We start from the raw sequence: 23883 nt of genomic DNA, 5'->3' as shown, positions 1-23883 counted from the left end.
CGTGTCCGCCCCTCCCCGTCTCCGCCTGCTCGAGGATCTGTCGGCGATTCCCGCCGCCGCGTGGGACGCGCTGCACGATGGCCGCAATCCGTTCGTCTCGCACGCATTTCTGGCCGGGCTGGAACGGCACGGCTGCGTGCGCGCGGACTGGGGCTGGACGCCACGCCACGCGACGCTGTGGGAAGGCGACACGCTGGTCGCGGCGGCACCGGCGTACCTGAAGGACAATTCGCACGGCGAGTTCGTGTTCGATCATGCCTGGGCACAGGCGTACGCGCGCTATGGACGCGATTACTTCCCAAAGTGGCTGTGCGCGGTGCCCTATTCGCCCGTGACCGGCCCGCGCCTGCTGGCGCCCACCGCCGCCTCGCGCCGGCAATTGATCGACGCACTGGCCGAACGCGCGGACGAGGACGGGCTGTCCTCGGTGCATGTCAATTTCCATCCGCAGGCGGAAGACGCCGCGTTCGACCCGACCTGGCTGTCCCGCACCGACGTGCAGTACCACTGGCGCAACGACGCCGGCTGGACGGATTTCGACGCCTTCCTGGCCGCCTTCGACCACAAGCACCGCAAGAACATCCGCCAGGAGCGCGCGCGGGTCGCGCGTGCCGGCGTGACCTTCCGGACCGTCCATGGCGGCGATGCCAATGACGCCGAGCTGGACGCCATGTTCGGCTTCTACCTGCAGACCTTCCACGACTACGGCAATTCGCCCGCGCTCACCGGCGAGTTCTTCCGCCATCTGGCCCGGGCCCTGCCACGCCAACTGGTGCTGTTCCTGGCCGAACGCGACGGCGAAGCCATCGCCGGTGCGCTGTGCCTGCGCGGCGGCGACACCCTGTACGGGCGCTACTGGGGCTGCCGCCAGAACCTGCCGGGCCTGCATTTCGAGACCTGCTACTACCAGGGCATCGAGTACTGCCTGCGCGAGGGCCTGCGGGTGTTCGAACCCGGCGCACAGGGCGAGCACAAGATCGCGCGCGGCTTCCTGCCGGTGTTCGTGCGCAGCCGCCACCGCATCGCCGATCCCGCGTTCGCCGAGGCGCTGGGCTGCTGGTGCGAGGAGGAAACCCTGGCGGTGCGCCGTTACGCCGCCACCCTGGCCGCGCATTCGCCATTCAAGGCCAGCGCGCGCTGAACCCGATCACGTGGCGACATGCCGCGCCCGATGCCGATAATGTCGCGATGAGCCAGCGTCCCTTCCTGCTCGCGCCCGAACCCGATGCGCCGTTTCCGCCCGCGGAGCTCGCCCTGCGCCAACCCGACGGCCTGCTGGCGGTCGGCGGCGACCTGACTTTGCCGCGGCTGCTCAACGCCTACCGCGGCGGCATCTTTCCCTGGTTCTCGGAGGGCCAGCCGCTGCTGTGGTGGTCGCCGGACCCGCGCATGGTGTTCCGCACCGACCGGCTGCATCTCGCCTCGCGGTTCCGGCGCGGCCTGCGCCGCTCGACCTGGCGGGTCCGCGCCGATACCGCCTTCGAGTCGGTGATCGCCGAGTGCGCCACCCGTCCGCGTCCGGGCCAGGACGGCACCTGGATCACTCCATCCATGCAGGACGCCTACGTGGCCCTGCACCGGGCGGGCCACGCGCATTCCGTCGAGGTGTTCGACGGCGCCCGCCTGGTCGGTGGCCTGTACGGGGTGGCCATCGGCCGGATGTTCTTCGGCGAGAGCATGTTCAGCGCGGACAGCGGCGGCTCCAAGGTCGCCATCGCCGCACTTGCCCATACCCTGCACGGCTGGGGCTGGCCGCTGATCGATGCGCAGGTGGAGAACCCCCACCTGTTGAGCCTGGGCGCCGAGCGTCTCCCGCGCGCCGGGTTCCTGCACCAGGTCCGCGGCCTGGTGGACCAGCCCGAGCCGACGGCGGCCTGGACCACTCGCTTTGGCGAGTTTCCCGCCGCCCGATTGGCGGACGCCACCGGGCATTAACGGTATTTTTGCGCGCGGCGCCTCAGCGGCGTACAATGGCGGACTTTATCGCCCTGGCCGTCTCCGGCCGCACAGCACAGGTCTGCATGTCGAAAGACGACTCCATCGAATTTGAAGGCACCGTTACCGAAACGCTGCCCAACACCATGTTCCGGGTCAAGCTGGAAAACGGGCATGAAATCATCGCCCACATTTCCGGTCGCATGCGCAAGAACTACATCCGCATCCTGACCGGCGACAAGGTCAAGGTCGAAATGACCCCCTATGACCTGACCAAGGGTCGCATCACGTATCGCATGAAGTAATTGCGATAAGCTTTTGATTAAAAAGGGCGCCATTGGCGCCCTTTTTGTTTTTTGTCGTCAGCTGGCGCATCGGCGGCTGCCGGTCCCGCACCCCGCCCCCGGCAACAAAAAAGCCGGAGCGTGGCCGCTCCGGCTTCGAACGAGCCATCCCGTCACCGGGACGGACTCCGGCCTCAGACCGTCACCGGCAACAGCTTCTCCGGTTCGGCCTGGGTTTCCACCACCAGTTCGCCGTCGCGCACGTCGATGCTGACCCGGCCGCCGTTGATCAGCTTGCCGAACAACAGTTCGTCCGCCAGCGGGCGCTTGACCTTGTCCTGGATCAGGCGCGCCATCGGGCGCGCACCCATCAGCGGATCGAAACCGTGCTGGGCCAGCCAGTCGCGCGCCGCCGGCGTCGCCGACAGGCTGACGTGCTTCTCCTGCAGCAACATCTCCAGTTCGATCAGGAACTTGTCCACCACCCGCAGGATGTGGTCGAAGCCCAGCGCCTGGAACTGCACCACCGCGTCGAGGCGGTTGCGGAATTCCGGGGTGAAGCTGCGGCGGATGACCTCCATCGCGTCGGTCGAATGATCCTGCTGGGTGAAGCCGATCGAACGCCGCGAGGCCTGGGTCGCGCCGGCGTTGGTGGTCATCACCAGGATCACGTTCTTGAAGTTGGCCTCGCGGCCGTTGGTGTCGGTGAGCACGCCGCGATCCATCACCTGCAACAGGATGTTGAAGATGTCCGGATGCGCCTTCTCGACCTCGTCCAGCAGCAGCACGCAGTGCGGGGTCTTGACGATCTTCTCGGTCAGCAGGCCGCCCTGGTCGAAACCGACATAACCCGGGGGCGCGCCGATCAGGCGGCTCACCGAATGCGGTTCCATGTACTCGGACATGTCGAAGCGGACCAACTCGATGCCCAGTTGCAGCGCCAGTTGCTTGGTCACCTCGGTCTTGCCCACGCCGGTGGGACCGGAGAACAGGAAATTGCCGATCGGCTTGTCCGGATTGCCCAGCCCCGAACGGGCCAGCTTGATCGCCGACGCCAGGGTCTCGATGGCCGGATCCTGACCGAAGATCACCATCTTCAGGTTGCGCTCCAGGTGCTGCAGCACGTCCTTGTCGGACGAGGTGACCTGCTTGGCCGGAATGCGCGCCATCTTCGCCACGATGGTCTCGATTTCCTCGATGTCGATCAGATCCTTGCGCTGGCCTTCCGGCAGCAGCCGCTGGCGGGCGCCGGCCTCGTCGATCACGTCGATGGCCTTGTCCGGCAGCAGGCGGTCGCCGATGTGCTTGACCGACAGATCCACCGCGGCCTGCAACGCCTCGTCGGCGTAGGTGACGCCATGATGGGCCTCGTAGCGGGGCTTCAGGCCCTGCAGGATCTGGAACGCCTCGCCCACGGTCGGCTCGACGATGTCGATCTTCTGGAAGCGCCGCGCCAATGCGCGATCCTTCTCGAAGATGCCGCGGTATTCCTGGAACGTGGTCGAACCGATGCAGCGCAGTTCGCCCGACGCCAGCGCCGGCTTGATCAGGTTGCTGGCATCCATGGTGCCGCCGCTGGCCGAACCGGCGCCGATGATCGTGTGGATCTCGTCGATGAACAGGATTGCGCCGGGAATCTTGCGGATCGCCGCCAACACACCCTTCAGGCGCTTCTCGAAATCACCGCGGTACTTGGTCCCGGCGACCAGTGCGCCCAGGTCCAGCGAGTAGATGGTGGCGTCCAGCAGGACCTCCGGCACCTCGCCGTCCACGATGCGCTTGGCCAGGCCCTCGGCCAGGGCGGTCTTGCCCACGCCGGCCTCGCCCACGTAGAGCGGATTGTTCTTGCGGCGGCGGCACAGCACCTGGATGGTCCGCTCGATCTCGTCGGCGCGCCCGACCAGCGGATCGATCTTGCCCTGCCGGGCCAGGTCGTTGAGGTTGCTGGCGAACTCGGTCAGGGCATCGCCCTTGCCGTCGCCCTCGCCGGCCTCGGTCTTGCCGCCCTCGCCCTCGTGGGCGCCCTGGGCCTCGCCGTCCTCGCCCTGCTTGGCGATGCCGTGGGACAGGTAATTCACCACGTCCAGGCGGGTGACGTCCTGCTGGTTGAGGAAATAGACCGCGTGCGAGTCCTTCTCGCCGAAGATCGCCACCAGCACGTTGGCGCCGGTGACCTCCTTCTTGCCCGAGGACTGCACGTGGTAGACCGCGCGCTGGAGCACCCGCTGGAAGCCCAGGGTGGGCTGGGTGTCGCGGCCGTCATCCTCGGCCAGACGGGACACCGAGGCCTCGATGGCCTGTTCCAGTTCCTGCTGCAGGCGGCCGGAATCGGCGCCACACGCCTTCAGCACCGCCTGCGCGGACGGGTTCTCCAACAGCGAGAGCAACAGGTGCTCCACCGTCATGAACTCGTGCCGTGCTTCGCGGGCGCGCTTGTAGCACTGGCCGATGGTTTGCTCGAGATCTTTGCTGAACATGGTCGCCTCCGGGGCCGATGCCGACAATATGCGGCCTGAGGGGTGGATTTCCATCACCCATCCGGATTTCAGTGTTCAGGAATCGTTGCCTTGCAAGGGCCGGCGGCGCCCAAACATCAAAACCTCAGGACTTCTCCATCGTGCACAGCAGCGGGTGCTGGTTCACCCGCGAAAATTCGTTGACCTGGGCCACCTTGGATTCTGCCACCTCGCGGGTGTAGACCCCGCAGACGGCGCGGCCCCGGGTGTGGACGTGCAGCATGATCTGGGTGGCCTTTTCCAGGTCCATGCCGAAGAACTGTTGCAGGACCACCACGACGAAATCCATCGGGGTGTAATCATCGTTGAGCAGCACCACCTGGTAGAGCGGCGGCGGCGCCACCTCCGGTTTTCCGGTTTCCACCAGGACGGCGTGGTCGCGTTCGTTTTCATGCTTGCGGGACATGTGGCAATTATACGGATTGGACGCCCAACGAGCTTGCACGCACAATTAACCCCTTTCCCCCCAATGGACTGCCCGCTGATGAAATACGCCGCCCTTGCCCTCGTCCTCGCCGCCGTCGCGGGCCTGCCCGCCGCGCACGCCGCCGATGCCGATCCGGCCATCGCCAAGCAACTCAAGGGGCTCGGCTATGAGTACGAGGTGGACGAGGATGGCGATTACAAGCTGCTGATGGCCACCGGCGACAACGACGAGCGCAGCCAGATCGTCTATATCCGCTCGACGGTGGAGACCTACGGCAAGCACCGGGTCCGCGAGCTGTGGTCGTATGCCTACCAGTCGCCGAGCGAATCGCTGCCGGCGGTGGTCGCCAACCGCCTGCTGGACGCCTCCAACGCGCTGATCCTCGGTTCCTGGGTCAAGCAGGATCGCAGCGCCGTCTACGTGGTCAAGCTGCCGGCCGACGCCAGCACCGAACTGCTGGAAGACGCCATTTCCGCCGCCGCCGTTTCGGCCGACGCGATGGAAGTCGAACTGGCCGAAGATCCGGCTTCCGACGACTATTGATTCCGGGATACGCCCATGAGCTATCGCGAAGGCCGATTCTGGCAACCCGACGTGACCGTCGCCACCATCGTGGTGCGTGACGGCCGCCTGCTCATGGTCGAGGAACGCGCCCAGGGCCGGCTGGTGTTCAACCAGCCCGCCGGCCACCTGGAACCGGACGAGACCCTGCTCGACGCCGCCCTGCGCGAGACCCGCGAGGAAACCGGCTGGGACGTGCGCCTGACCGCTTTCGTCGGCGCCTACCAGTGGAAGGCCACCGAAACCGGCCGCCACTACCTGCGCTTCGCCTTCGCCGCCGAGCCGGTGCGCCACGATCCGGAGCGCGCGCTGGACGAAGGCATCGTCCAGACCCACTGGCTGACCCCGGCCGAGCTGCAACAGGCGCAGGCGCGCCATCGCAGCCCGCTGGTGTGGCAGGCGGTCGAGGATTACCTGGGCGGCCGCCGCTACCCGCTGGACATGCTCCACCACCTGGCATGAGCACGCCGCGCGTCATCGTCGGGGTCTCGGGCGGGGTCGACTCGTCGGTGGCGGCGCTGCGCCTGGTCCAGGCCGGTGAATCCGTGGCCGGACTGTTCATGCAGAACTGGGCCGACGACGGCAGCGGCGAATGCCGGGCCGAGGATGATCGCCGCGACGCGGTGGCCGTGTGCGGCCGGCTCGGGATTCCGTTTCATTTCCGCGATTTCTCCGCCGAGTACTGGCAGGGCGTGTTCGAACATTTCCTCGCCGAATACGCCGCCGGCCGCACGCCCAATCCGGATGTGCTGTGCAACCGCGAGGTCAAGTTCAAGCATTTCCTTGATGCCGCGCGCGAACTGGGCGCCGAGAAGATCGCCACCGGCCACTACGCGCGCATCGGTTTCCATGGCGGACGTTGGCAGTTGCTGCGCGGCATCGACCGCGGCAAGGATCAGAGCTACTTCCTGCACCAGTTGGGCCAGGAACAGTTGTCGGCGACCCTGTTCCCGATCGGGGAAATGCAGAAGCAGGATCTGCGCGCGGTCGCACGCGAGGCCGGCCTGCCGACCCACGACAAGAAGGATTCCACCGGCATCTGCTTCATCGGCGAGCGCGATTTCCGCGAGTTCCTCGGCCGCTACCTGCCCGCCCGCCGCGGCGAGATGCGGGATCCGCAGGGGCAGCGCATCGGCGAGCATCCGGGGGTGTTCTATTTCACCCTCGGCCAGCGCGAGGGCCTGCAGATCGGCGGCGTGCGCGGGCGTCCCGCCGCGCCCTGGTACGTGGTCGGCAAGGACGTGGCCAACAACATCCTGTACGTGGACCAGGACACCCTGAGTCCCTACCTGCAATCGAACCGGCTGTGGTCCGAGCCGGCCCACTGGACCACCGGCAGTGCGCTGTCCACGCGCTTCGAGTGCACCGCGCAGACACGCTACCGCCAGGCCGACGAGCCCTGCTCGGTGACGGTCGCCGACGATGGCCGGCTGGAGGTCGCGTTCGCGCGGCCGCAGCGTGCGGTCACGCCCGGCCAGTCGGTGGTGCTGTATGACGGCGACGTCTGTCTCGGCGGCGCGGTCATCGCCGCCACCGACGCCCCCCTGGAACGAAGAATCGCGGAGCAAGCGGCTTGAGCAACCAGTTTTCCGAACGTGTCCTGGCCCTGGCCGGACTGGCGCAGGCGCTGCACCAGGTCCGCCGCATCGCCGAGACCGGCCATTCCGAAGCCGCCGTGGTGCAGACCGCGCTGGACAGCGTGTTCCGCCTGGACGCCGTCGACACGGCGGGCGTGTTTGGCCGCGCCTCCGAACTGAATCCTGGCCTGCGCCTGCTGCGCGGTTACCTGACCGGCGAGAACAAGGAAGACACCCTGCCCCGCCTGGGCATGGCGGTGCTGCAGCTGGAGCGTCGCTTCATCCGCCGCAACGATCTGATCGATGCGATCGGACAGGGCGTGGAGAAGCTGTCCCCGCAATCCGGCCAGCTCGGCAGCACCCACCCGGAAGTGATCGCCGCGCTCGGCAACCTCTACGCCGAAACCCTCAGCCAGTTGCGCCCGCGGGTGATGGTCCAGGGCAATCCGCATTACCTCGGCCAGCCCGGCGTGGTCGCCGAAATCCGCGCGATCCTGCTGGCGGCGGTGCGCGCGGCGGTGCTGTGGCGGCAACTGGGCGGCAGCTACTGGGACTTCCTGTTCTCGCGCCGCGCGATGGCCGCGGCCGTCGACGGCTGGTTGAACTGAGGGCTGGTTGAACGGGGCAGGCCGCCGGCTCAACCGGCGCAGGTGGCCCGCCGATTCCGTCCCGCGGCCGGCACGCCGAACAGCACCAGGCTGGCGAACGCGAGCAGGCACACGCTCAGCCCGCCATACAGGGTGATCCAGCCGAATCCGTGCGCCAGCGCGGCCGGCGCCGCCGCAATCCCGGCCACGTCACCCGCGGCGATCCGCTCGGCCAGCACGCGCAGGTTCGCCGCCTCGCCCGCGTCAGTGGGCATCCCTCCCAGGCCCGACTGCACGCCGCGCACCAGCAGCAGGCCCATCAGGGCGATGTTGACCGCCAGCGAGATCAGGCGCGCGCTCATGTCCAGGCCCGATGCCATGCCGGCGCGATCCGGCGATACCGAACCGGTGGTGGTGTTGGTGACCGGCGTGTTGGTGATGCCCAGGCCGATGCCGGCGACCAGTGCGCCCGGCAACACACTCCACAGTCCCGGCTCGCTCGCGCCCACGCCCCAGTGCATCAGCAGGAAGCCGGCACCGATGGTGAACAATCCGCCCGGTATCACCAGGCCGGGCCGGTAACGCAGCGACAAGCGCTCGCCCACCGGCGGGAACACCAGCGCGGGCAAGGTATACGCGAGCAGCGCCACGCCCGAGGCCAGTTCGCCCAGGCCGAGCACGCCATGGAAGTACAGCGGCAGGTACACCATCAGCGGCCAGAAACTGAAGTTCATGCCCATCGATCCCAGCAGAGCGCCCGAAAACCCGCGGTTGCGCAGCACCGAGAAGTCGAACATCGGATGCGGCACCCGCCGCTCCACCACGATGAACATCGCCAGGAAGAACACGGTCGCCGCCAGCACGCCCAGCGATGCCGGTCGCGCGAATCCCATCTCGCCGCCCTGGGTCAGGTAGAACGCCAGGCCCAGCACCGCCAGCGACAGCGAAACCATCCCGGCCCAGTCGAGCCGGCGTGCCTGCGGATCCCGCGATTCCTCCACGCTCGTCAGCACCAGCAGCAGGGTCAGCGCGGCGATCGGCCCGTGCACCAGGAACACCCAGGTCCAGTCGGACACGGCCACGATCACGCCACCGATCAGCGGTCCGAAGCCCAGCCCGAAACCGAATACCACGCCCCATGCCGCGAACGCCTTGCCGCGTTCGCGGCCATCACGGAACTGGTGCGAGAGGATCGCCAGCATGCAGATCAGCAGCACGCCGCCGCTCATGCCCTGCAGGGCGCGCGCCACGATCAACGTCGTCACGTCGCCCGCCAGTCCGCACATCACCGAGCTGGCACCGAACAACAGGCCGCTGACCAGGAACACCCGCCGGCGGCCGAACCGATCGGCCAGCGCGCCGGCCGCCATCAGTACCGTCGTGCTGGCGATGGTGTAGGCATTCATCACCCACTGCATCTGGCGGAAATCGCCTCCCAGCACCCGCTCCAGGGTCGGCAGGATGACCGGCACGCTGGAGATTTCCAGGCCGAACATCAGCGAGGCGAGGCAGACGGCGAACAGCGCCGTCCTGTTCCGGGAAGACAGGGAAGCGGACATGGGGGCTCCAGTGGACAGGGCCGCGGGCAGCCTCCACAAAGGGAGGCGGAGCGGCCACTCGGGACGTGGAGCCATTGTCGGAAACCCCATTAAATGAGGGAAATGATTTAATTTATTCCCATCCAGTAATTTTCGTCATTGGTCAGCCATGGACTTCGACCCCTCCCTGCTGCGCGCCTTCATCGCGGTCACCGAGACCGGCGGGTTCACCCGCGCCGCCGAGCGCCTGCACCTGACCCAGTCGGCGATCAGCCACCAGATCCGCCGGCTGGAGGAACAGGTCGGGCGTCCCCTGCTCCACCGCACCACCCGTCGCCTGACCCTGACCGAGGACGGCGAGGAATTCCTCAGCCACGCCCAGCGCATCCTCGATGCGTCCGACGCGCTGACCCGGCGCTTCCATCTCTCGCCGGTGTCCGGCGTGATCCGCTTCGGCGTGGCCGATACCTACCTGGGTTCGCGCCTGCCCACCCTGCTGGGCCAGTTCGCGCGCAGCCATCCGTGCGTGCGGCTGGAGGTGAATGTCTCCTCCAGCCCGGATTTCCGCGCGATGGTCGCCGCCGGCGAACTCGACATGGCGGTGGTGCTGGCCGAACCGGGCCAGGATGAGGATCTGCTGTTGCGCAGCACCCAGTTCGTCTGGAGCGCCGCGGACAACTTCGCGCCGCCCGCCGGCGATTCGTTGCCGCTCGCGTTCGCGCCCTCTCCCTGCCTGCGCCGTCAGATCGGCCTGGCCGCGCTGGAGCGCGCCGCCCAGCCCTGGCATTTCACCTTCACCTCGGCCAGCAACGAGGGCCTGCGCGCGGCGACGCTGGCCGGGCTGGGCGTGGCGGTGATGACGAAAACCGAACTGGTGCCGGGCCTGAAGATCGTCAACGACGAACTGGGCCTGCCGGCATTGCCGAAGGCCGAGTACGTGCTGGTGCGCCGCCCCGGCGAGCAGACCGCGGCGGACGAGGAGTTCGTGCGGCTGCTGCGCGACCATTCGTGATCGCGCATCGATGCGCAGTGGCGGGAGACGCCTTCCCGGCAACGAAAAACCCCGGCTTTCGCCGGGGTTTTCGCATGGCAACCACCACCTGGACGCTTACGCGGCGACGGTGTCCGCCACGTCCTTGTAGTCGGCGATCTGATCGAAGTTCATGTAGCGGTAGATCTGATCGCCGTTGGCGTTGATGACGCCGATGTCGGCCATGTACTCGGCCTTGGTCGGGATGCGGCCCAGGCGCGAGCAGATCGCCGCCAGTTCCGCCGACCCCAGGTAGACGTTCGAGTTCTTGCCCAGGCGGTTGGGGAAGTTGCGGGTGCTGGTGGAGAACACCGTGGCGCCCTCCTTCACCTGCGCCTGGTTGCCCATGCACAGCGAGCAGCCCGGCATTTCCATGCGTGCGCCGGCGGTGCCGAAAGTGCCGTAGTGGCCTTCCTTGGTCAGCTCGGCGGCATCCATCTTGGTCGGCGGCGCGACCCACAGCTTGGTCGGGATGTCGCGCTTGCCTTCCAGCAGCTTGGACGCGGCGCGGAAGTGGCCGATGTTGGTCATGCACGAACCGATGAACACTTCGTCGATGACCGCGCCGGACACTTCCGACAGGGTCTTCACGTCGTCCGGATCGTTCGGGCAGGCCACGATCGGCTCGTGCACGTCGGCCAGGTCGATTTCGATGACCGCCGCGTACTCGGCGTCGGCATCGCCCTTGAGCAGTTGCGGGTCGGCCAGCCAGGCTTCCATCGCCTTGATGCGGCGCTGCAGGCTGCGCGGATCCTGGTAGCCCTCGGCGATCATCCACTTCAGCAGCGTGATGTTGCTGTTGATGTACTCGATGATCGGTTCCTTGTTGAGGTGCACCGTGCAGCCGGCGGCCGAGCGCTCGGCCGAGGCGTCGGACAGTTCGAACGCCTGTTCGACCTTCAGATCCGGCAGGCCTTCGATTTCCAGGATGCGGCCGGAGAAGATGTTCTTCTTGCCCTGCTTGGCGACCGTCAGCAGGCCCTGCTTGATGGCGTACAGCGGAATCGCGTTGACCAGATCGCGCAGGGTCACGCCCGGCTGCATCTGGCCCTTGAAGCGAACCAGCACCGACTCGGGCATGTCCAGCGGCATCACCCCGGTGGCGGCGGCGAAGGCGACCAGGCCGGAGCCAGCCGGGAACGAGATGCCCACCGGGAAGCGGGTGTGCGAGTCGCCGCCGGTGCCGACGGTGTCGGGCAGCAGCATGCGGTTGAGCCAGCTATGGATCACGCCGTCGCCCGGACGCAGCGAGATGCCGCCGCGGTTGCTGATGAAGGCCGGCAGTTCGTGGTGGGTCTTGACGTCGACCGGCTTCGGATAGGCGGCGGTGTGGCAGAACGACTGCATCACCAGATCCGCGGAGAAGCCCAGGCAGGCCAGATCCTTCAGTTCGTCGCGGGTCATCGGGCCGGTGGTGTCCTGCGAACCCACCGAGGTCATCTTCGGCTCGCAATAGGTGCCCGGGCGGATGCCCGGCTGCACGCCGTTGACTTCGGGCAGACCGCAGGCGCGGCCGACCATCTTCTGCGCCAGGGTGTAGCCCTTGCCGGTGTCGGCGGGGTTCTGCGGCAGGCGGAACAGGGTCGATGCCGGCAGGCCCAGCGCCTCGCGCGCCTTGGCGGTCAGGCCGCGGCCGATGATCAGCGGGATGCGGCCACCGGCGCGCACTTCGTCGAACAGCACGTCGCTCTTGACCTGGAACTCGGCGATCACCTCGCCGTTCTTCAGCGCCTTGCCTTCATACGGACGCAGCTCGACCACGTCGCCCATGTCCATCTTCGACACGTCCAGTTCGATCGGCAGCGCGCCGGCGTCTTCCATCGTGTTGTAGAAAATCGGGGCGATCTTGCTGCCCAGGCAGACGCCGCCGAAACGCTTGTTCGGAATGAACGGGATGTCCTCGCCGGTCCACCACAGCACCGAGTTGGTGGCCGACTTGCGGCTGGAGCCGGTGCCGACCACGTCGCCGACGTAGGCGACCGGATGGCCCTTTTCGGTCAGCGACTGGATGAACGCGATCGGGCCGCGCTTGCCATCCTCTTCCGGGGTGAAGGGCGCGCCGTCGCGCTTGTTCTTCAGCATCGCCAGCGCGTGCATCGGGATGTCCGGGCGGGTGGTCGCGTCCGGCGCCGGCGACAGGTCGTCGGTGTTGGTCTCGCCCGGCACCTTGAACACGGTGACGGTCAGCGACTGCGGCACTCCCGGACGGCTGGTGAACCATTCGGCGTCGGCCCAGCTCTGCAGCACCGACTGGGCATTGGCGTTGCCCTTCTGCGCCTTCTCCTGAACGTCGTGGAACGCGTCGAACATCAGCAGGGTGTGCTTGAGCGCGTTGGCGGCGATGGTGCCGACCAAGGCGTCGTCCAGCAGTTCCACCAGCGGATGGATGTTGTAGCCGCCGAGCATGGTGCCCAGCAGTTCGGTGGCGCGCTCGCGGCTGATCAGCGGGCACTGCTCGCTGCCGAAGGCGACCGCGGCCAGGTAGGAAGCCTTGACCTTGGCGGCGTCGTCGACGCCGGCGGGCACGCGATGGGTGATCAGGTCCAGCAGGAAGTCGCCCTCGCCGGCCGGCGGCGCCTTCAGCAGTTCGATGACCTCGGCGGTCTGCTGGGCCGACAGCGGCAGCGGCGGGATGCCCAGCGCGGCGCGCTCGGCTACGTGGTGGCGATAGGCTTCCAACATGGTGACTCCGGAATGCGGTGAGGTGACGGGAAACAACGGGTGGGACTTATTCCGCGGCGGGAACGATCAACTTCAGTCCCTTGAAGTATTCGCGGTAGAACCGATCGTCGCGGGTGATCAGGCCATTGCACTGGAGCAGCGCGTGGGCGCCGATCAGGAAATCGGGCGCGGCACGGTGGCTGGCACCGTCGCGCTGGCGGTGGCGGCGCTGCATCTCGCCGGCGCGCAGCGCCGACTTGGCTTCCAGCGCGCTGAAACGGATGCTCATCTCCTCCAGCACCGCCAGCGCCTCGGAACCATCGCGCAACGCGCTGCACACTTCGGCCAGCGCGACCTCGCAGATCACCACCGGTCCGGCGCTCAGGCATTGCCGCAGGCAGGCCTCGGCGGCGTCGGCCTGCGGACCGTCGGCCAGCAGGTCGATGAGGACGGAGGAATCCAGGGCGATCATCGCGTCGGCCTCACTGTTCCGGCGTCTCGCCGGGCGAGTGGCCGCGCAGGGCGCGCATGGCCGCGTCGGTGCTGTCGAAACCGTCCAGCTTGAACCGGCCGCGGGCGCGCGAGATGGCATCGTCCACGCTCTTGCGCAGGATGATCCGGCTGCCTTCCAGTTCGACCTTGAGCACGCTGCCCTTGGTCAGGCCCAGGGCGTCACGCACGGCCTTGGGCAGGGTGATCTGGCCACGTTCGGCGACGGTCGCTTCCATGGGCGGCTCCGGGAAAGTATGCACGAATTATACATACTTCAGGATGCATACCCAAGCGGACCCAGGCAACGGAAACGGGCCGTGAAGTCCGTCACAAGGCCCTCGCCGCAAGGTCAGAACGCCAGTTGGAACCTCAGATTGACCGTATAGCCCCGATCCAGGCCCGGCCAGGCACCGGAACGGTTGTCGCTGCGCCAGCGCACCGCGTCCAGCATCACCCGGCTCCAGTCGTTCAGATACCAGTTGGTGCCGACGGTCCAGCCACTGCCCTGCCCGCCACGGGGCAGATCCCGGTAGTCGGCCGTCTCGTAACGGGCCTTCAGCTCCCAGGCACCCCCGCCTCCGGCGGTGACCGGATCGGCGACCTTCACCCGCCCCCAGGTGCCCGCCTTGGCCGAGTACGCCGGACCGGCGCCCCGCAGGAACCAGCCCATCGACAACGCGTGGGCGTCGTGATGCCGGTGGTAGTCGCCACTGGCCTCGCGTCCCTTCAGGCTGCGCCGGCCCCATTCGGCATAGGCCCAGAACGGCCCGGAAAAGCCGGCCAGTTCCAGTCCATGGCCGTCGCCGCGCTCTGCCCCCTGCACGCGCCCGCTGCCGATCCGCACCTGATCGTTGAAGGGGCCGGCGATCGCCGCGCTGCGCAACACCCGCGCGGTGCCGCGGATCTCCTCGTGGAAGGCCCAGCCGCCCAGATGAAGGGTGGCGGCGTCCGCGCGCACCGGGTTCCAGTGCGCCCGCAGCGCGTAGGTCAGTCCGTCGTTGCCGTCGCCCGGGTTATCCAGGCTGTTGCCGCTGACCTGCAGCGCGGCATGCCAGTTCGCGCCGTGGATCTTCTGCATCACTCCCAATCCGAACGAACCGCGCTGCGGCATGATCACCGCACCGACCAGATTGCGGCTCTGGAACGGGGTGTTGGCCGTACTGCTGCTGCCATCCAGGCCGCGCTCGTTCAAGCGATGGCCCACGGAAAACTCCGCGTCATGGCCGAACAGGCGATGGTCGAAGGCCGCATACGCCGACTTCCACGCCACCGTGTTGCCGGCGAACTCCCCTTCCACCACGTAGCCCAGCGAGCCATGGCGACCTTCGACGCCCAGGCGCGCGGAGCGGATTTCGGCACCGGACAGATTCCGCCCTGCGTGATCGGAGCCGCCGGTGGAGGAGGCATCGACGAAGAACCGGCCACGCGGGCGAAACCGCGCCTTGCCATCCGCGCTCGCGAATTCGGGAGCGCCCTTGGACCAGCTCACTTTCGGTTGCCGCGCCTGGTCGGCTTCGAGCGTGGCCAGTCGCGCCTCCACGGAACCGGCATCCTGTGCCTGTCCGGCTGGCGTACCCTCGCCCGTCGCGTCTTCAAGCGCGGCCAGTCGCGCTTCCAGCGTCGCGATGCGCTGCGATTGCTGCTCGATCAAGCGGACCAGTCCGGCGTTCGATGCATCGGCGGAACCCGGGTGCCGGGCTGCTTCCTGCGCGCACGCCAGCAATGGCGCTCCACTCAGGGTCAACGTGATCGCGGCCGCCAGCCGGCGGGTATTGCCCACAAGGTTCGTCATGGTCGGTTTCTCCAGGCAAGCCGCCACCCTCGGCATGGCTGCCGCCGGCAACGGTGGGAATGAGGGACCCGCGCCGGGACCGGCACGGGCCGGGAAACGTCAGCGGTTCGCGCCCTGCGCGTCGGGACGCCAGGTGATGAGCCGGTTCTCGGCGACATCGAGGATGCGATCGATCACCAGGACGAACATCGCCAGGATCACAATGCCGGCGAACACGCCGACCGCGTGGAAGTTGCCTTCGGCCTGCGCGATCAGATAACCCAGTCCGGCCGAGGCACCGAGATACTCGCCGATGATCGCGCCCACCACCGCGAAACCCACGGAGGTGCGCAGCGATGACAGGATCCAGCTCGCGGCGGCCGGAAAGTACACATGGCGCAACAGATCACGCCGGCTGGCCCCGAGGATGCGCGCGTTCGCCAGCACCGTGGGATTGACTTCGCGCACGCCCTGCATCGCGTTGAAGAAGGTGATGAAGAACACCAGCGTCACCGCCAGCGCCACCTTCGACCACAGGCCCAGGCCCAGCCACAGCACGAAGATCGGCGCCAGCACCACGCGCGGAATCGCGTTGAAGCTCTTGATGAAGGGATCGAGGATCCGCGCCGCCGTCCGGTTCAATCCCAGCCAGACGCCGCCGACCACGCCCAGCACGGTGCCGATGACATAGCCCAGCGCCGTCTCGGTCAGGGTCACCGACACGTGCTTGTAGAAGCCGGTGTCGCTCAACCATTCGTACATCTGTCCAACGATGTCCCAGGGCGCCGGGAAGAAGAACGGATCGATGACCCGTGTGGCCACGCCGGCCTGCCAGCCCCCGAACACCACCACCACCAGGACGGCCTGGATTAGCCGCTCAGTCCCCGTACGCATAGCTTTTCTCCACTTCGCCCCGCAGGCAGGCCCAGATGTCGCGATACAGATCGGTGAAGCGCGGATCCAGCTTGATCTCGGCCACGTTGCGCGGCCGCTCCAGCGGCACGTGGAAACTCTCCACCACCCGGCTGCCGGGCCCCGACGCCAGCACCACCACCCGATCGCCCAGGGCAATGGCTTCTTCCAGATCATGGGTAATCAGGATCACCGAGCGCCGATCCTCCTGCCACAGGCGCAGCAGTTCGTTCTGCATGAGGTGGCGGGTATGGATGTCCAGCGCCGAGAACGGCTCGTCCATCAGGATCACCTTGGGCTTCACGATCAGCGCCTGCGCCATCTGCACGCGCTTGCGCTGTCCGCCCGAAAGCTGGTGCGGGTAGCGGTTTTCGAAACCGGACAGTCCGACCTTGGCCAGCCAATCGCGCGCGCGCCGGCCCCGTTCGACCGCGGGCACGCCGCGGAAACGCAGGCCCAGTTCGACGTTTTCCAGCGCGGTCTTCCACGGCAGCAGCGCATCCTGCTGGAACAGGTAGCCCACGCTGTCCTGCACGCCGGCCACCGCGCGCCCGTCGATGGCCACGCCGCCGGATGCCGGCGCCAGCAAGCCCGCCACCGCATTGAGGATGGTGCTCTTGCCGCAGCCCGTGGGGCCGACGATGGCCAGGAATTCGCCGTCGCCGACCCGGATGTCGACATCGCGCACGGCCACGAAGTCGCCGAACGCCATCGTCATCCGTTCGATCGCGACCATCGTGCGGGGTGGTTCGGCGACCGCGATGGCCGCCGCTGGCGCGTCCTGGTGCGGACGCGCCGGTGCAATTGCTGTCATGACATTGCCCTCCCAGACAAGATCGTCAGTGTTTCGCCGAGTCCTGCTCGACGAATCGGTTGGTATACGTACGCGCCAGATCGACCTTGGCCGCGGCGACATCGGGATTGAATTCGCTGAGTACGGCCAGTGGCGTGGCCATGTCGGCTTCCGTGAAGCGGCCGTCGACGGAGAAGATGCTGCGGGCCGCTTCCACCGCCTTGGCATAGGTGGCGCGATCGCCGGAGACGTAGCTGTCGGGAAGCGCGGCGACGATGGCGTCGGCGCTGCTTTCGGCGATGAACTTCAGGGCCCGCTGTTCGGCGCGGACGATCTTCCCGATGGCCTCGGGATTCGCATCGATGAAGGATTGCTGCGCGTACAGCACCGAAGTCGGATAGAGGCCGCCGTAGACCTCGCGCGCGCCCGCATCGCTGCGCGCGTCGATGAGGATCCGGCCGATGCCGCGCTCCTGGATCAGGGTCGCCGCCGGGTCGTAATTGACCAGCAGGTCGACCTTGCCCTGCTGCAGCGCGGCCACCGCCGCCGCGCCGGAACCCACGCCGATCAGCGACACTTCCGACACCGGGATGCCGTGCCGTTCCAGGTAATAGCGGACGAAGAAATCCGAGGACGACCCCGGCGCGGTGATGCCCACGCGCGCGCCACGGATGGTGTCCGGCCTGGCCGGATCGAAACGGCTGTCGTTGCCGCCGGCCAGCACCAGTCCGGAATTGCGCGACAGCAATACGAAGGCCGTGACCGACTTGCCCTTGGCCTGCATCTGGATGGTGTGATCGTAGAAACCCACCGCCACGTCGGTGGAACCGGCCACCAGCGCCTGCAGCACCTTGGAGCCGCCCTGGGCGAAGTTCTCGGTGCGCACCTTCAGGCCCTCGTCCTTGAAGTAGCCCTGGGCGTCGGCGATGAAGAACGGCAGGTTGTTGAGGTTGTAGGAACCGACGCTGATGCGCACTTCCTGCTCACCCTGCGCCGGCCTGCCGCCTTCCGCCCCGCCTCCCGGCGCGGATGCGCCACCGCAACCACCCAACAGCAACAGCGCCGTCGCGCCGATACCCAGCATTGTCTTGTACATGTTCCCCTCCCGGAGCGTTGGTGAATCGGAATGTGGCCGCGTCGCGGGCCGGCTCAGGCCGCCTGGCTGCGCCGCGCGTCCCGGCGCGACTCGTTGGCGAACACGCGGCCCTCGAACAGGCGTCGCGCCGTACGCACGACGCTGGCCACGACGGGCGCGTCCGGAGCGTCGCGCTCCAGCGTCACTTCCAGGCATCCGCCCGGATGTTCCAGCAGCAGCGGGCCGACGGTTTCCCTCCGTCCCGCCAGCGCATGCGCGACGGTACCGTCGGTCACGGTAGCGGTCGCGATGCCGACACCACCGGTGATGGCCAATGCGCTGTGGCATTGACGCGGCATGAAATAGCGCACCCGCAGCGCGGCGCCGGAGTCCGAACGCGACAGCAGCACCGGCTTGGGAATCACCCGTTCGCCGGCGTCGGCGATGCCCATCCGCCGACCCGCCTCGATCCGGATGGCTTCCAGGCGGCGCAACAGCGCTGCGTCGGCATTCAACCGCGCCGGCGATTCATCGCCCGACAGGCCAAGGTCCGAGGCCTGCATCAGCACCATCGGAATCGCGCAGTCCACGCAACTGACATCCACGCCGTCGATCCGTTCGCGTGGCGTGCCGGTGGGCAACAGCGCGCCGGTGCGGGTTCCCGCCGCGTCCAGGAACGACAACGTGATCGGCGCGGCCTGCCCCGGCACACCGGCGATGCGGGTGTCGCCGCGATAGGACACCCTGCCCTGCGGGGTCTGCACGGTGGCGCGGATCAGCTTGCCGGTGTTGACGTTGTGGATGCACACCTGGGTCTGGGGATGGCGGGCGGCCACAAGACCGGCTTCAATCGCGAACGGCGCCACCGCCGCGAGCATGTTTCCGCAATTGGGACTGGTATCCACGATCTGGCGGTCATTCACCACCTGGGCGAACAGGTAATCGACGTCGGCATCCCGGCGACTGGCGCGATCGACGATGGCGACCTTGCTGGAGAGCGCGTTGCCGCCGCCGATGCCGTCAATCTGCAGTGGATGCCCGGCCCCCATCACCGCCAGCAGGATGCGGTCGCGCAGCGCCGGTTCCGTGGGCAGATCCGATGCGAGGAAGAACGGCCCCTTCGAGGTGCCGCCGCGCATGAGCACGCAAGGCAGGCTGAGCAGGTCATTCGAATCGACGGCCAGATCCATGCAAAAATCACATTAATTCAAGAACATGATTCGATACTGGCATGGGCACGGCCGATTTGAGAATTGCAAATTTTTCGATTATTGATAGGCCATGAGCATCAATTGCGAAATCCTCGACCTGCGTGCATTCCTGTTGGTGAGCGAAACCCGCAGCTTCCATCGTGCCGCGGAAACCCTGCATCTTTCCCAGCCCGCGCTCAGCCGGCGCATCCAGAAGCTCGAACAGAACGTCGGTGCCCCCTTGCTGGAGCGGACCACCCGCCATGTCGTGCCGACAGCGCTCGGGCAGGACCTGCTGCCGCTGGTGAGGCGACTCATCGAAGAGTTCGACGGCTCGCTGTTTTCATTGCGTGGCAGCGACCAGCATCGTGGCGGGCAGGTCACCATCGCCTGCCTGCCGACCGCGGCGTTCTACTTCCTGCCCAGCGTCATCGCGCGCTTCCAGCAGGACCATCCGCAGGTGCGCTTCCGCATCCTGGATCTTCCCGCCACCGAGGGTCTGCAATCGGTGGAACGCGGTGAAGTCGAGTTCGGCATCAACTTCATGGGGGCTTCGGATCCGGATCTGATTTTCGACACACTGGTGGAGGATCCGTTCGTGCTGGCCTGCCGGCGCGATCATCCGCTCGCCCGCAAGCGCAAGGTGAGCTGGAGCGACCTGGCGCCGCACCGGCTCATCACCGTGCACCGCACCAGCGGCAACCGCACCCTGCTCGATGGCGCGCTGGCGCGCGAGAACCTGCGGCTGAACTGGTTCTACGAGGTCACCCACCTGTCCACCTCGCTCGGGCTGGTCGAAGCCGGCGTCGGCATCTCGGTATTGCCGAAGATGGCCACGCCGCGCGGCGAACATGCCACCCTGGTGACGCGCCCGCTCGCCAATCCGGTGGTTTCGCGGACGATCGGCGTGGTGCGTCGCCGCGGCGCGCAGCTGTCACCGGTGGCCGAGGAGTTCCTGCATACCCTCAAGCGCCTCTGGAAGGGAGGATGAACATCCGGGGCCCCGTTCCGGCCCCGGATCTCGTGGCAAGCCCTTTCCGGCAACACTGCGATCCACCGCCGGCCCTTGCCTGATTCCATCTGCAACACCATTTGGGGGACAATGCCATGTGCCGCCCGCGGTTCCCCACGCCGGCGCCTGCGTCCCGCAAGCATTCGGTCCATGGCCGTTGCCATCGCCAGCATTCGCAAAGGAGCACCCCGCATGAGCGACTCTTTCTCCACCCGCAGCCGTCTCGACGTCAACGGCCAGTCCTATACCTACTTCAGCCTTCCTACGCTGGGCCGGCGCTTCGACATCGCCCGCCTGCCCTACTCCATGAAGATCCTGCTGGAGAACCTGCTGCGCTGCGAGGACGGGGTCAGCGTGACTCCCGAGCACATCGAGGCGGTCGCGAAATGGGATGCCACCCGCGAGCCGGACACCGAAATCGCGTTCATGCCGGCGCGCGTGGTCCTGCAGGACTTCACCGGCGTGCCCTGCGTGGTCGATCTGGCCGCGATGCGTGACGCGGTGGTGAAGCTGGGCGGCAATCCCGACCAGATCAACCCGCTGATCCCCTCCGAACTGGTCATCGACCACTCGGTCCAGGTGGACGTGTTCGGCAAGCCCGACGCGCTGGATCTGAACGGCAAGATCGAATTCGATCGCAACAAGGAACGCTACAGCTTCCTGCGCTGGGGCCAGAAGGCGTTCGACAACTTCAAGGTGGTGCCACCCAACACCGGCATCGTCCACCAGGTGAACCTGGAGAACCTCGCCCGGGTGGTGATGACCGCGCAGAAGGACGGCGAGACCCTCGCCTATCCGGACACCGTGTTCGGCACCGACTCGCACACCACGATGATCAACGGCATCGGCGTGCTGGGCTGGGGCGTCGGCGGCATCGAGGCCGAGGCGGCCATGCTCGGCCAGCCCTCCTCGATGCTGATCCCGCAGGTGGTCGGCTTCAAGCTGACCGGCAAGCTGCCCGAAGGCGCCACCGCCACCGACCTGGTGCTGACCGTCACCCAGATGCTGCGCAAGCTGGGCGTGGTCGGCAAGTTCGTCGAGTTCTACGGCGACGGCCTGCAGCACCTGCCGCTGGCCGACCGCGCCACCATCGGCAACATGGCGCCCGAGTACGGCGCCACCTGCGGCATCTTCCCAATCGACGCCGAGTCGCTGAACTACCTGCGCCTGTCCGGTCGCAGCGAGGCGCAGATCGCGTTGGTCGAGGCCTATGCGAAGGCGCAGGGCCTGTGGCACGACGCCGACAGCCCGCATGCGCAGTACAGCGCGACCCTGCACCTGGACATGGGCGACGTGAAGCCGTCGCTGGCCGGTCCCAAGCGTCCGCAGGATCGCGTGCTGCTGGAAGACGTGAAGCAGAACTTCCGCGACAACCTGCAGCCGTTCGCCGAGGCGCGCGACAAGCGCAGCGAGGCGATCTCCGATTTCGTCGCCGAGGGCGGCGGCTCGGCGGTGGGCAACGAGGCGCTGAGCCGCGGTTACGCCGACATCGAGACCGAAGGCCAGAAGGTCCGGCTGAAGGACGGCGCCGTCGTGATCGCCGCGATCACGTCCTGCACCAACACGTCCAATCCGGCGGTGATGATCGGCGCCGGCCTGCTGGCCCGCAACGCCGCGGCCAAGGGTCTGAACCGCAAGCCGTGGGTCAAGACCTCGTTGGGACCGGGCTCGCGCGTGGTCACCGACTACCTGGAAAAGGCCGGTGTGCTGGATGACCTGGAGAAGCTGGGCTTCTACGTGGTCGGCTACGGCTGCACCACCTGCATCGGCAACTCCGGCCCGTTGCCGGTGGAAGTCAGCGCGGGCATCGCCACCGGCGACCTGGTGGTGACGTCGGTGCTGTCGGGCAACCGCAACTTCGAAGGCCGCGTGCATCCGGAAGTGAAGATGAACTACCTGGCCTCGCCGCCGCTGGTGGTCGCCTACGCCATCGCCGGCACCACCGACATCGACCTGACCACCCAGCCGCTGGGCACCGGCAGCGATGGCCAGCCGGTCTACCTGAAGGACATCTGGCCCAGCAACGGCGAGATCGGCGATTTCATCGCCCGCACCATTGGGCCGGAGATGTTCGCCAAGAACTACGCCGACGTGTTCAAGGGCGATACCCGCTGGAACACCATCGCTTCGCCCGACGGCGATCTGTACGCCTGGGATTCGGATTCGACCTACATCAAGAATCCGCCGTACTTCGAAGGCATGACGATGGCGACCGGCGGCATCGACGACGTGCATGGCGCGCGCGTGCTCGGCCTGTTCGGCGATTCCATCACCACCGACCACATCTCGCCGGCCGGCAACATCAAGAAGGATTCGCCGGCGGGTCGCTTCCTGATCTCGCGCGGCGTGCAGCCGGTGGATTTCAACAGCTACGGCAGCCGCCGCGGCAACGACGACGTGATGGTGCGCGGCACCTTCGCCAACATCCGCATCAAGAACCTGATGTTCGGCGGCGAGGAAGGCGGCAACACCCTGTACCACCCGCCGGGCGGCGGGACGCCGGAAAAGCTGTCGATCTACGACGCGGCGATGAAGTACAAGGCCGATGGCGTACCGCTGGTGGTGCTGGCCGGCAAGGAATACGGCACCGGCTCCTCGCGCGATTGGGCGGCCAAGGGCACCAACCTGCTGGGCGTGAAGGCGGTGTTCGCCGAGAGTTTCGAGCGCATCCACCGCTCCAACCTGGTCGGCATGGGCGTGCTGCCGCTGCAGTTCATCGACGGGCAGAACGCGCAGACCCTGGGACTGGACGGTTCGGAGGTGTTCGATATCGCCGGTTTGCAGGACGGCGCGTCGAAGGTCGCCACCGTCACCGCGCGCCGCGCCGACGGACAGGAGATCCGTTTCCAGGTCAAGGTGCTGCTGCTGACGCCGAAGGAAGTCGAGTACTTCCGCCACGGTGGCCTGCTGCACTACGTGCTCCGCCAGCTGGCGGCGCGCAAGGCGGCGTGAGCGGCGTGATCAGACGCTGAAACAACGGAAGCCCCGCCCCGCGAAGCACGCGGGGCGCTCTCCCGGCGCGCGAGCCATGGCTCGCAAACGCGCCGGTTTCGCCCGCCACGGTGGCCTGTTGCACTACGTGCTACGCCAGCTGGCGGCGCGCAAGGCGGCGGGAACGAAACGGCGCCCGATGCTCCCACGAGCGTCGGGCGCCATTCTCTTCCCTGTAGGAGCGACGTGAGTCGCGACGGGTAAAGGCTGGCGGGTATTCCGGTCGCGACTTACGTCGCTCCTACGGGGGTGGTGTCTCTCTCTGTGGGAGCGACGTGAGTCGCGATGCTTTGCGTGCCGGCTATCGCGACTTACGTCGCTCCTACAAGGTGGGATGCAGCAGTCTGCCTGGGTTTCTATCGTGTCCCGACACATCCGCACAGCGGTTTCTGGTTTCAAGCAAGCGTGACTGGGGCGGACGCCGCTGTCTTCCCTGTAGGAGCGACGTGAGTCGCGACGGGTACGGCTGGATGGGCATCCCGGTCGCGACTGACGTCGCTCCTGCAGCGACAGGATCTTTTCCCGCAAGGC

General features: G+C 67.2%; 21 protein-coding genes. 10 read left to right on the top strand and 11 right to left on the bottom strand.

Going from position 1 to position 23883, the window contains the following annotated elements; all coding sequences use genetic code 11:
• Position 1: 1 nt before the first annotated feature.
• From IB228_RS05805 to infA, 3 genes are all read left to right on the top strand, one after another.
• A complete protein-coding gene (locus IB228_RS05805; RefSeq protein WP_192197807.1) occupies positions 2-1141 on the top strand; it encodes a GNAT family N-acetyltransferase in 1140 nt (379 codons plus the stop codon).
• Between the two features lie 47 nt (positions 1142-1188).
• Complete coding sequence (gene aat / locus IB228_RS05800; RefSeq protein WP_192197806.1) at positions 1189-1935, top strand: leucyl/phenylalanyl-tRNA--protein transferase; 747 nt, start codon at positions 1189-1191, stop codon at positions 1933-1935.
• A gap of 86 nt (positions 1936-2021) precedes the next feature.
• Positions 2022-2240 (top strand): translation initiation factor IF-1, encoded by a 219-nt coding sequence (infA, locus tag IB228_RS05795; RefSeq protein WP_079726088.1) that lies wholly within the window; start codon positions 2022-2024, stop codon positions 2238-2240.
• Positions 2241-2413: 173 nt separating this feature from the next.
• Here the strand turns inward: infA and clpA are convergent, their stop codons facing one another.
• Positions 2414-4696 carry an ATP-dependent Clp protease ATP-binding subunit ClpA gene (gene clpA, locus IB228_RS05790; RefSeq protein WP_183641491.1) on the bottom strand — a complete coding sequence of 761 codons (2283 nt, stop codon included), beginning with the start codon at positions 4694-4696 and terminating at the stop codon, positions 2414-2416.
• 124 nt (positions 4697-4820) lie between these two features.
• On the bottom strand, positions 4821-5141 hold the full coding sequence (clpS, locus tag IB228_RS05785; RefSeq protein ID WP_141452949.1) for an ATP-dependent Clp protease adapter ClpS: 321 nt from the start codon (positions 5139-5141) through the stop codon (positions 4821-4823).
• 78 nt (positions 5142-5219) lie between these two features.
• On the opposite strand from clpS, the gene IB228_RS05780 reads away from it, so the two are divergent.
• The 4 genes from IB228_RS05780 to hflD are packed head-to-tail and all read left to right on the top strand — an operon-like array spanning position 5220 to position 7908.
• The gene (locus IB228_RS05780; protein ID WP_183641493.1) at positions 5220-5705 is read left to right on the top strand and encodes a hypothetical protein; all 486 of its coding nucleotides are present in this window, start codon (positions 5220-5222) and stop codon (positions 5703-5705) included.
• A 15-nt stretch (positions 5706-5720) separates the two neighbouring features.
• Positions 5721-6185 carry an NUDIX hydrolase gene (locus tag IB228_RS05775; RefSeq protein ID WP_183641496.1) on the top strand — a complete coding sequence of 155 codons (465 nt, stop codon included), beginning with the start codon at positions 5721-5723 and terminating at the stop codon, positions 6183-6185.
• Positions 6182-7300 carry a tRNA 2-thiouridine(34) synthase MnmA gene (gene mnmA, locus IB228_RS05770; protein ID WP_192197805.1) on the top strand — a complete coding sequence of 373 codons (1119 nt, stop codon included), beginning with the start codon at positions 6182-6184 and terminating at the stop codon, positions 7298-7300. The genes IB228_RS05775 and mnmA overlap by 4 nt, the downstream gene beginning before the upstream one ends.
• Entirely contained in the window at positions 7297-7908 is a 612-nt protein-coding gene (gene hflD, locus IB228_RS05765) for a high frequency lysogenization protein HflD (RefSeq protein WP_183641499.1), read from the top strand. The genes mnmA and hflD overlap by 4 nt, the downstream gene beginning before the upstream one ends.
• Before the next feature lie 29 nt (positions 7909-7937).
• Here hflD and IB228_RS05760 read toward each other — a convergent pair whose 3' ends face one another.
• Positions 7938-9446 (bottom strand): MFS transporter, encoded by a 1509-nt coding sequence (locus IB228_RS05760; protein ID WP_192197804.1) that lies wholly within the window; start codon positions 9444-9446, stop codon positions 7938-7940.
• A gap of 148 nt (positions 9447-9594) precedes the next feature.
• Between IB228_RS05760 and IB228_RS05755 the strand changes: the two genes are divergently transcribed.
• A complete protein-coding gene (locus tag IB228_RS05755; protein ID WP_183641503.1) occupies positions 9595-10437 on the top strand; it encodes a LysR family transcriptional regulator in 843 nt (280 codons plus the stop codon).
• 96 nt (positions 10438-10533) lie between these two features.
• Here the strand turns inward: IB228_RS05755 and acnB are convergent, their stop codons facing one another.
• The 8 genes from acnB to IB228_RS05715 form a co-directional block, all read right to left on the bottom strand.
• Positions 10534-13137: a bifunctional aconitate hydratase 2/2-methylisocitrate dehydratase gene (acnB, locus tag IB228_RS05750; protein ID WP_192197803.1), complete on the bottom strand. Its 2604-nt coding sequence runs from the start codon at positions 13135-13137 to the stop codon at positions 10534-10536.
• Between the two features lie 46 nt (positions 13138-13183).
• Positions 13184-13588, bottom strand: coding sequence for a type II toxin-antitoxin system VapC family toxin (locus tag IB228_RS05745; RefSeq protein WP_141452957.1), 405 nt, complete (start codon positions 13586-13588; stop codon positions 13184-13186).
• A gap of 10 nt (positions 13589-13598) precedes the next feature.
• Complete coding sequence (locus tag IB228_RS05740; protein ID WP_183641508.1) at positions 13599-13844, bottom strand: AbrB/MazE/SpoVT family DNA-binding domain-containing protein; 246 nt, start codon at positions 13842-13844, stop codon at positions 13599-13601.
• Between the two features lie 113 nt (positions 13845-13957).
• Complete coding sequence (locus tag IB228_RS05735) at positions 13958-15400, bottom strand: porin (protein ID WP_192197802.1); 1443 nt, start codon at positions 15398-15400, stop codon at positions 13958-13960.
• A 99-nt stretch (positions 15401-15499) separates the two neighbouring features.
• A complete protein-coding gene (locus tag IB228_RS05730; RefSeq protein ID WP_192197801.1) occupies positions 15500-16273 on the bottom strand; it encodes an ABC transporter permease in 774 nt (257 codons plus the stop codon).
• On the bottom strand, positions 16257-17105 hold the full coding sequence (locus IB228_RS05725; protein ID WP_203321704.1) for an ABC transporter ATP-binding protein: 849 nt from the start codon (positions 17103-17105) through the stop codon (positions 16257-16259). The genes IB228_RS05730 and IB228_RS05725 overlap by 17 nt, the downstream gene beginning before the upstream one ends.
• A gap of 25 nt (positions 17106-17130) precedes the next feature.
• A complete protein-coding gene (locus tag IB228_RS05720) occupies positions 17131-18180 on the bottom strand; it encodes an ABC transporter substrate-binding protein (RefSeq protein ID WP_225562228.1) in 1050 nt (349 codons plus the stop codon).
• 53 nt (positions 18181-18233) lie between these two features.
• Entirely contained in the window at positions 18234-19349 is a 1116-nt protein-coding gene (locus IB228_RS05715) for a 4-oxalomesaconate tautomerase (RefSeq protein ID WP_192197800.1), read from the bottom strand.
• A gap of 91 nt (positions 19350-19440) precedes the next feature.
• On the opposite strand from IB228_RS05715, the gene IB228_RS05710 reads away from it, so the two are divergent.
• Together IB228_RS05710 and acnA are read left to right on the top strand one after the other, a co-directional pair.
• Positions 19441-20340, top strand: coding sequence for a LysR family transcriptional regulator (locus tag IB228_RS05710; protein ID WP_183641518.1), 900 nt, complete (start codon positions 19441-19443; stop codon positions 20338-20340).
• A 213-nt stretch (positions 20341-20553) separates the two neighbouring features.
• Positions 20554-23313 carry an aconitate hydratase AcnA gene (gene acnA / locus IB228_RS05705; RefSeq protein ID WP_192197799.1) on the top strand — a complete coding sequence of 920 codons (2760 nt, stop codon included), beginning with the start codon at positions 20554-20556 and terminating at the stop codon, positions 23311-23313.
• Positions 23314-23883 lie beyond the last annotated feature (570 nt).

The organism is Pseudoxanthomonas sp. PXM04 (assembly GCF_014851695.1).
GTDB lineage: Bacteria > Pseudomonadota > Gammaproteobacteria > Xanthomonadales > Xanthomonadaceae > Pseudoxanthomonas_A > Pseudoxanthomonas_A beigongshangi.
Note: the sequence above shows the minus strand (reverse complement) of the source record. Positions and strands in the feature narration are given on the sequence as shown.

Bases quoted from the DNA above. Each gene is read 5' to 3' on its own strand.
- infA (WP_079726088.1), top strand. From the start codon at position 2,022: ATGTCGAAAGACGACTCCATCGAATTTGAAGGCACCGTTACCGAAACG.
- IB228_RS05730 (WP_192197801.1), bottom strand. From the start codon at position 16,273: ATGCGTACGGGGACTGAGCGGCTAATCCAGGCCGTCCTGGTGGTGGTG.
- clpA (WP_183641491.1), bottom strand. From the start codon at position 4,696: ATGTTCAGCAAAGATCTCGAGCAAACCATCGGCCAGTGCTACAAGCGC.
- clpS (WP_141452949.1), bottom strand. From the start codon at position 5,141: ATGTCCCGCAAGCATGAAAACGAACGCGACCACGCCGTCCTGGTGGAA.
- acnA (WP_192197799.1), top strand. From the start codon at position 20,554: ATGAGCGACTCTTTCTCCACCCGCAGCCGTCTCGACGTCAACGGCCAG.
- IB228_RS05710 (WP_183641518.1), top strand. From the start codon at position 19,441: ATGAGCATCAATTGCGAAATCCTCGACCTGCGTGCATTCCTGTTGGTG.
- IB228_RS05780 (WP_183641493.1), top strand. From the start codon at position 5,220: ATGAAATACGCCGCCCTTGCCCTCGTCCTCGCCGCCGTCGCGGGCCTG.
- IB228_RS05735 (WP_192197802.1), bottom strand. From the start codon at position 15,400: ATGACGAACCTTGTGGGCAATACCCGCCGGCTGGCGGCCGCGATCACG.
- IB228_RS05775 (WP_183641496.1), top strand. From the start codon at position 5,721: ATGAGCTATCGCGAAGGCCGATTCTGGCAACCCGACGTGACCGTCGCC.
- aat (WP_192197806.1), top strand. From the start codon at position 1,189: ATGAGCCAGCGTCCCTTCCTGCTCGCGCCCGAACCCGATGCGCCGTTT.
- acnB (WP_192197803.1), bottom strand. From the start codon at position 13,137: ATGTTGGAAGCCTATCGCCACCACGTAGCCGAGCGCGCCGCGCTGGGC.
- IB228_RS05725 (WP_203321704.1), bottom strand. From the start codon at position 17,105: ATGACAGCAATTGCACCGGCGCGTCCGCACCAGGACGCGCCAGCGGCG.
- IB228_RS05760 (WP_192197804.1), bottom strand. From the start codon at position 9,446: ATGTCCGCTTCCCTGTCTTCCCGGAACAGGACGGCGCTGTTCGCCGTC.
- IB228_RS05745 (WP_141452957.1), bottom strand. From the start codon at position 13,588: ATGATCGCCCTGGATTCCTCCGTCCTCATCGACCTGCTGGCCGACGGT.
- IB228_RS05715 (WP_192197800.1), bottom strand. From the start codon at position 19,349: ATGGATCTGGCCGTCGATTCGAATGACCTGCTCAGCCTGCCTTGCGTG.
- IB228_RS05740 (WP_183641508.1), bottom strand. From the start codon at position 13,844: ATGGAAGCGACCGTCGCCGAACGTGGCCAGATCACCCTGCCCAAGGCC.
- mnmA (WP_192197805.1), top strand. From the start codon at position 6,182: ATGAGCACGCCGCGCGTCATCGTCGGGGTCTCGGGCGGGGTCGACTCG.
- IB228_RS05755 (WP_183641503.1), top strand. From the start codon at position 9,595: ATGGACTTCGACCCCTCCCTGCTGCGCGCCTTCATCGCGGTCACCGAG.
- IB228_RS05720 (WP_225562228.1), bottom strand. From the start codon at position 18,180: ATGTACAAGACAATGCTGGGTATCGGCGCGACGGCGCTGTTGCTGTTG.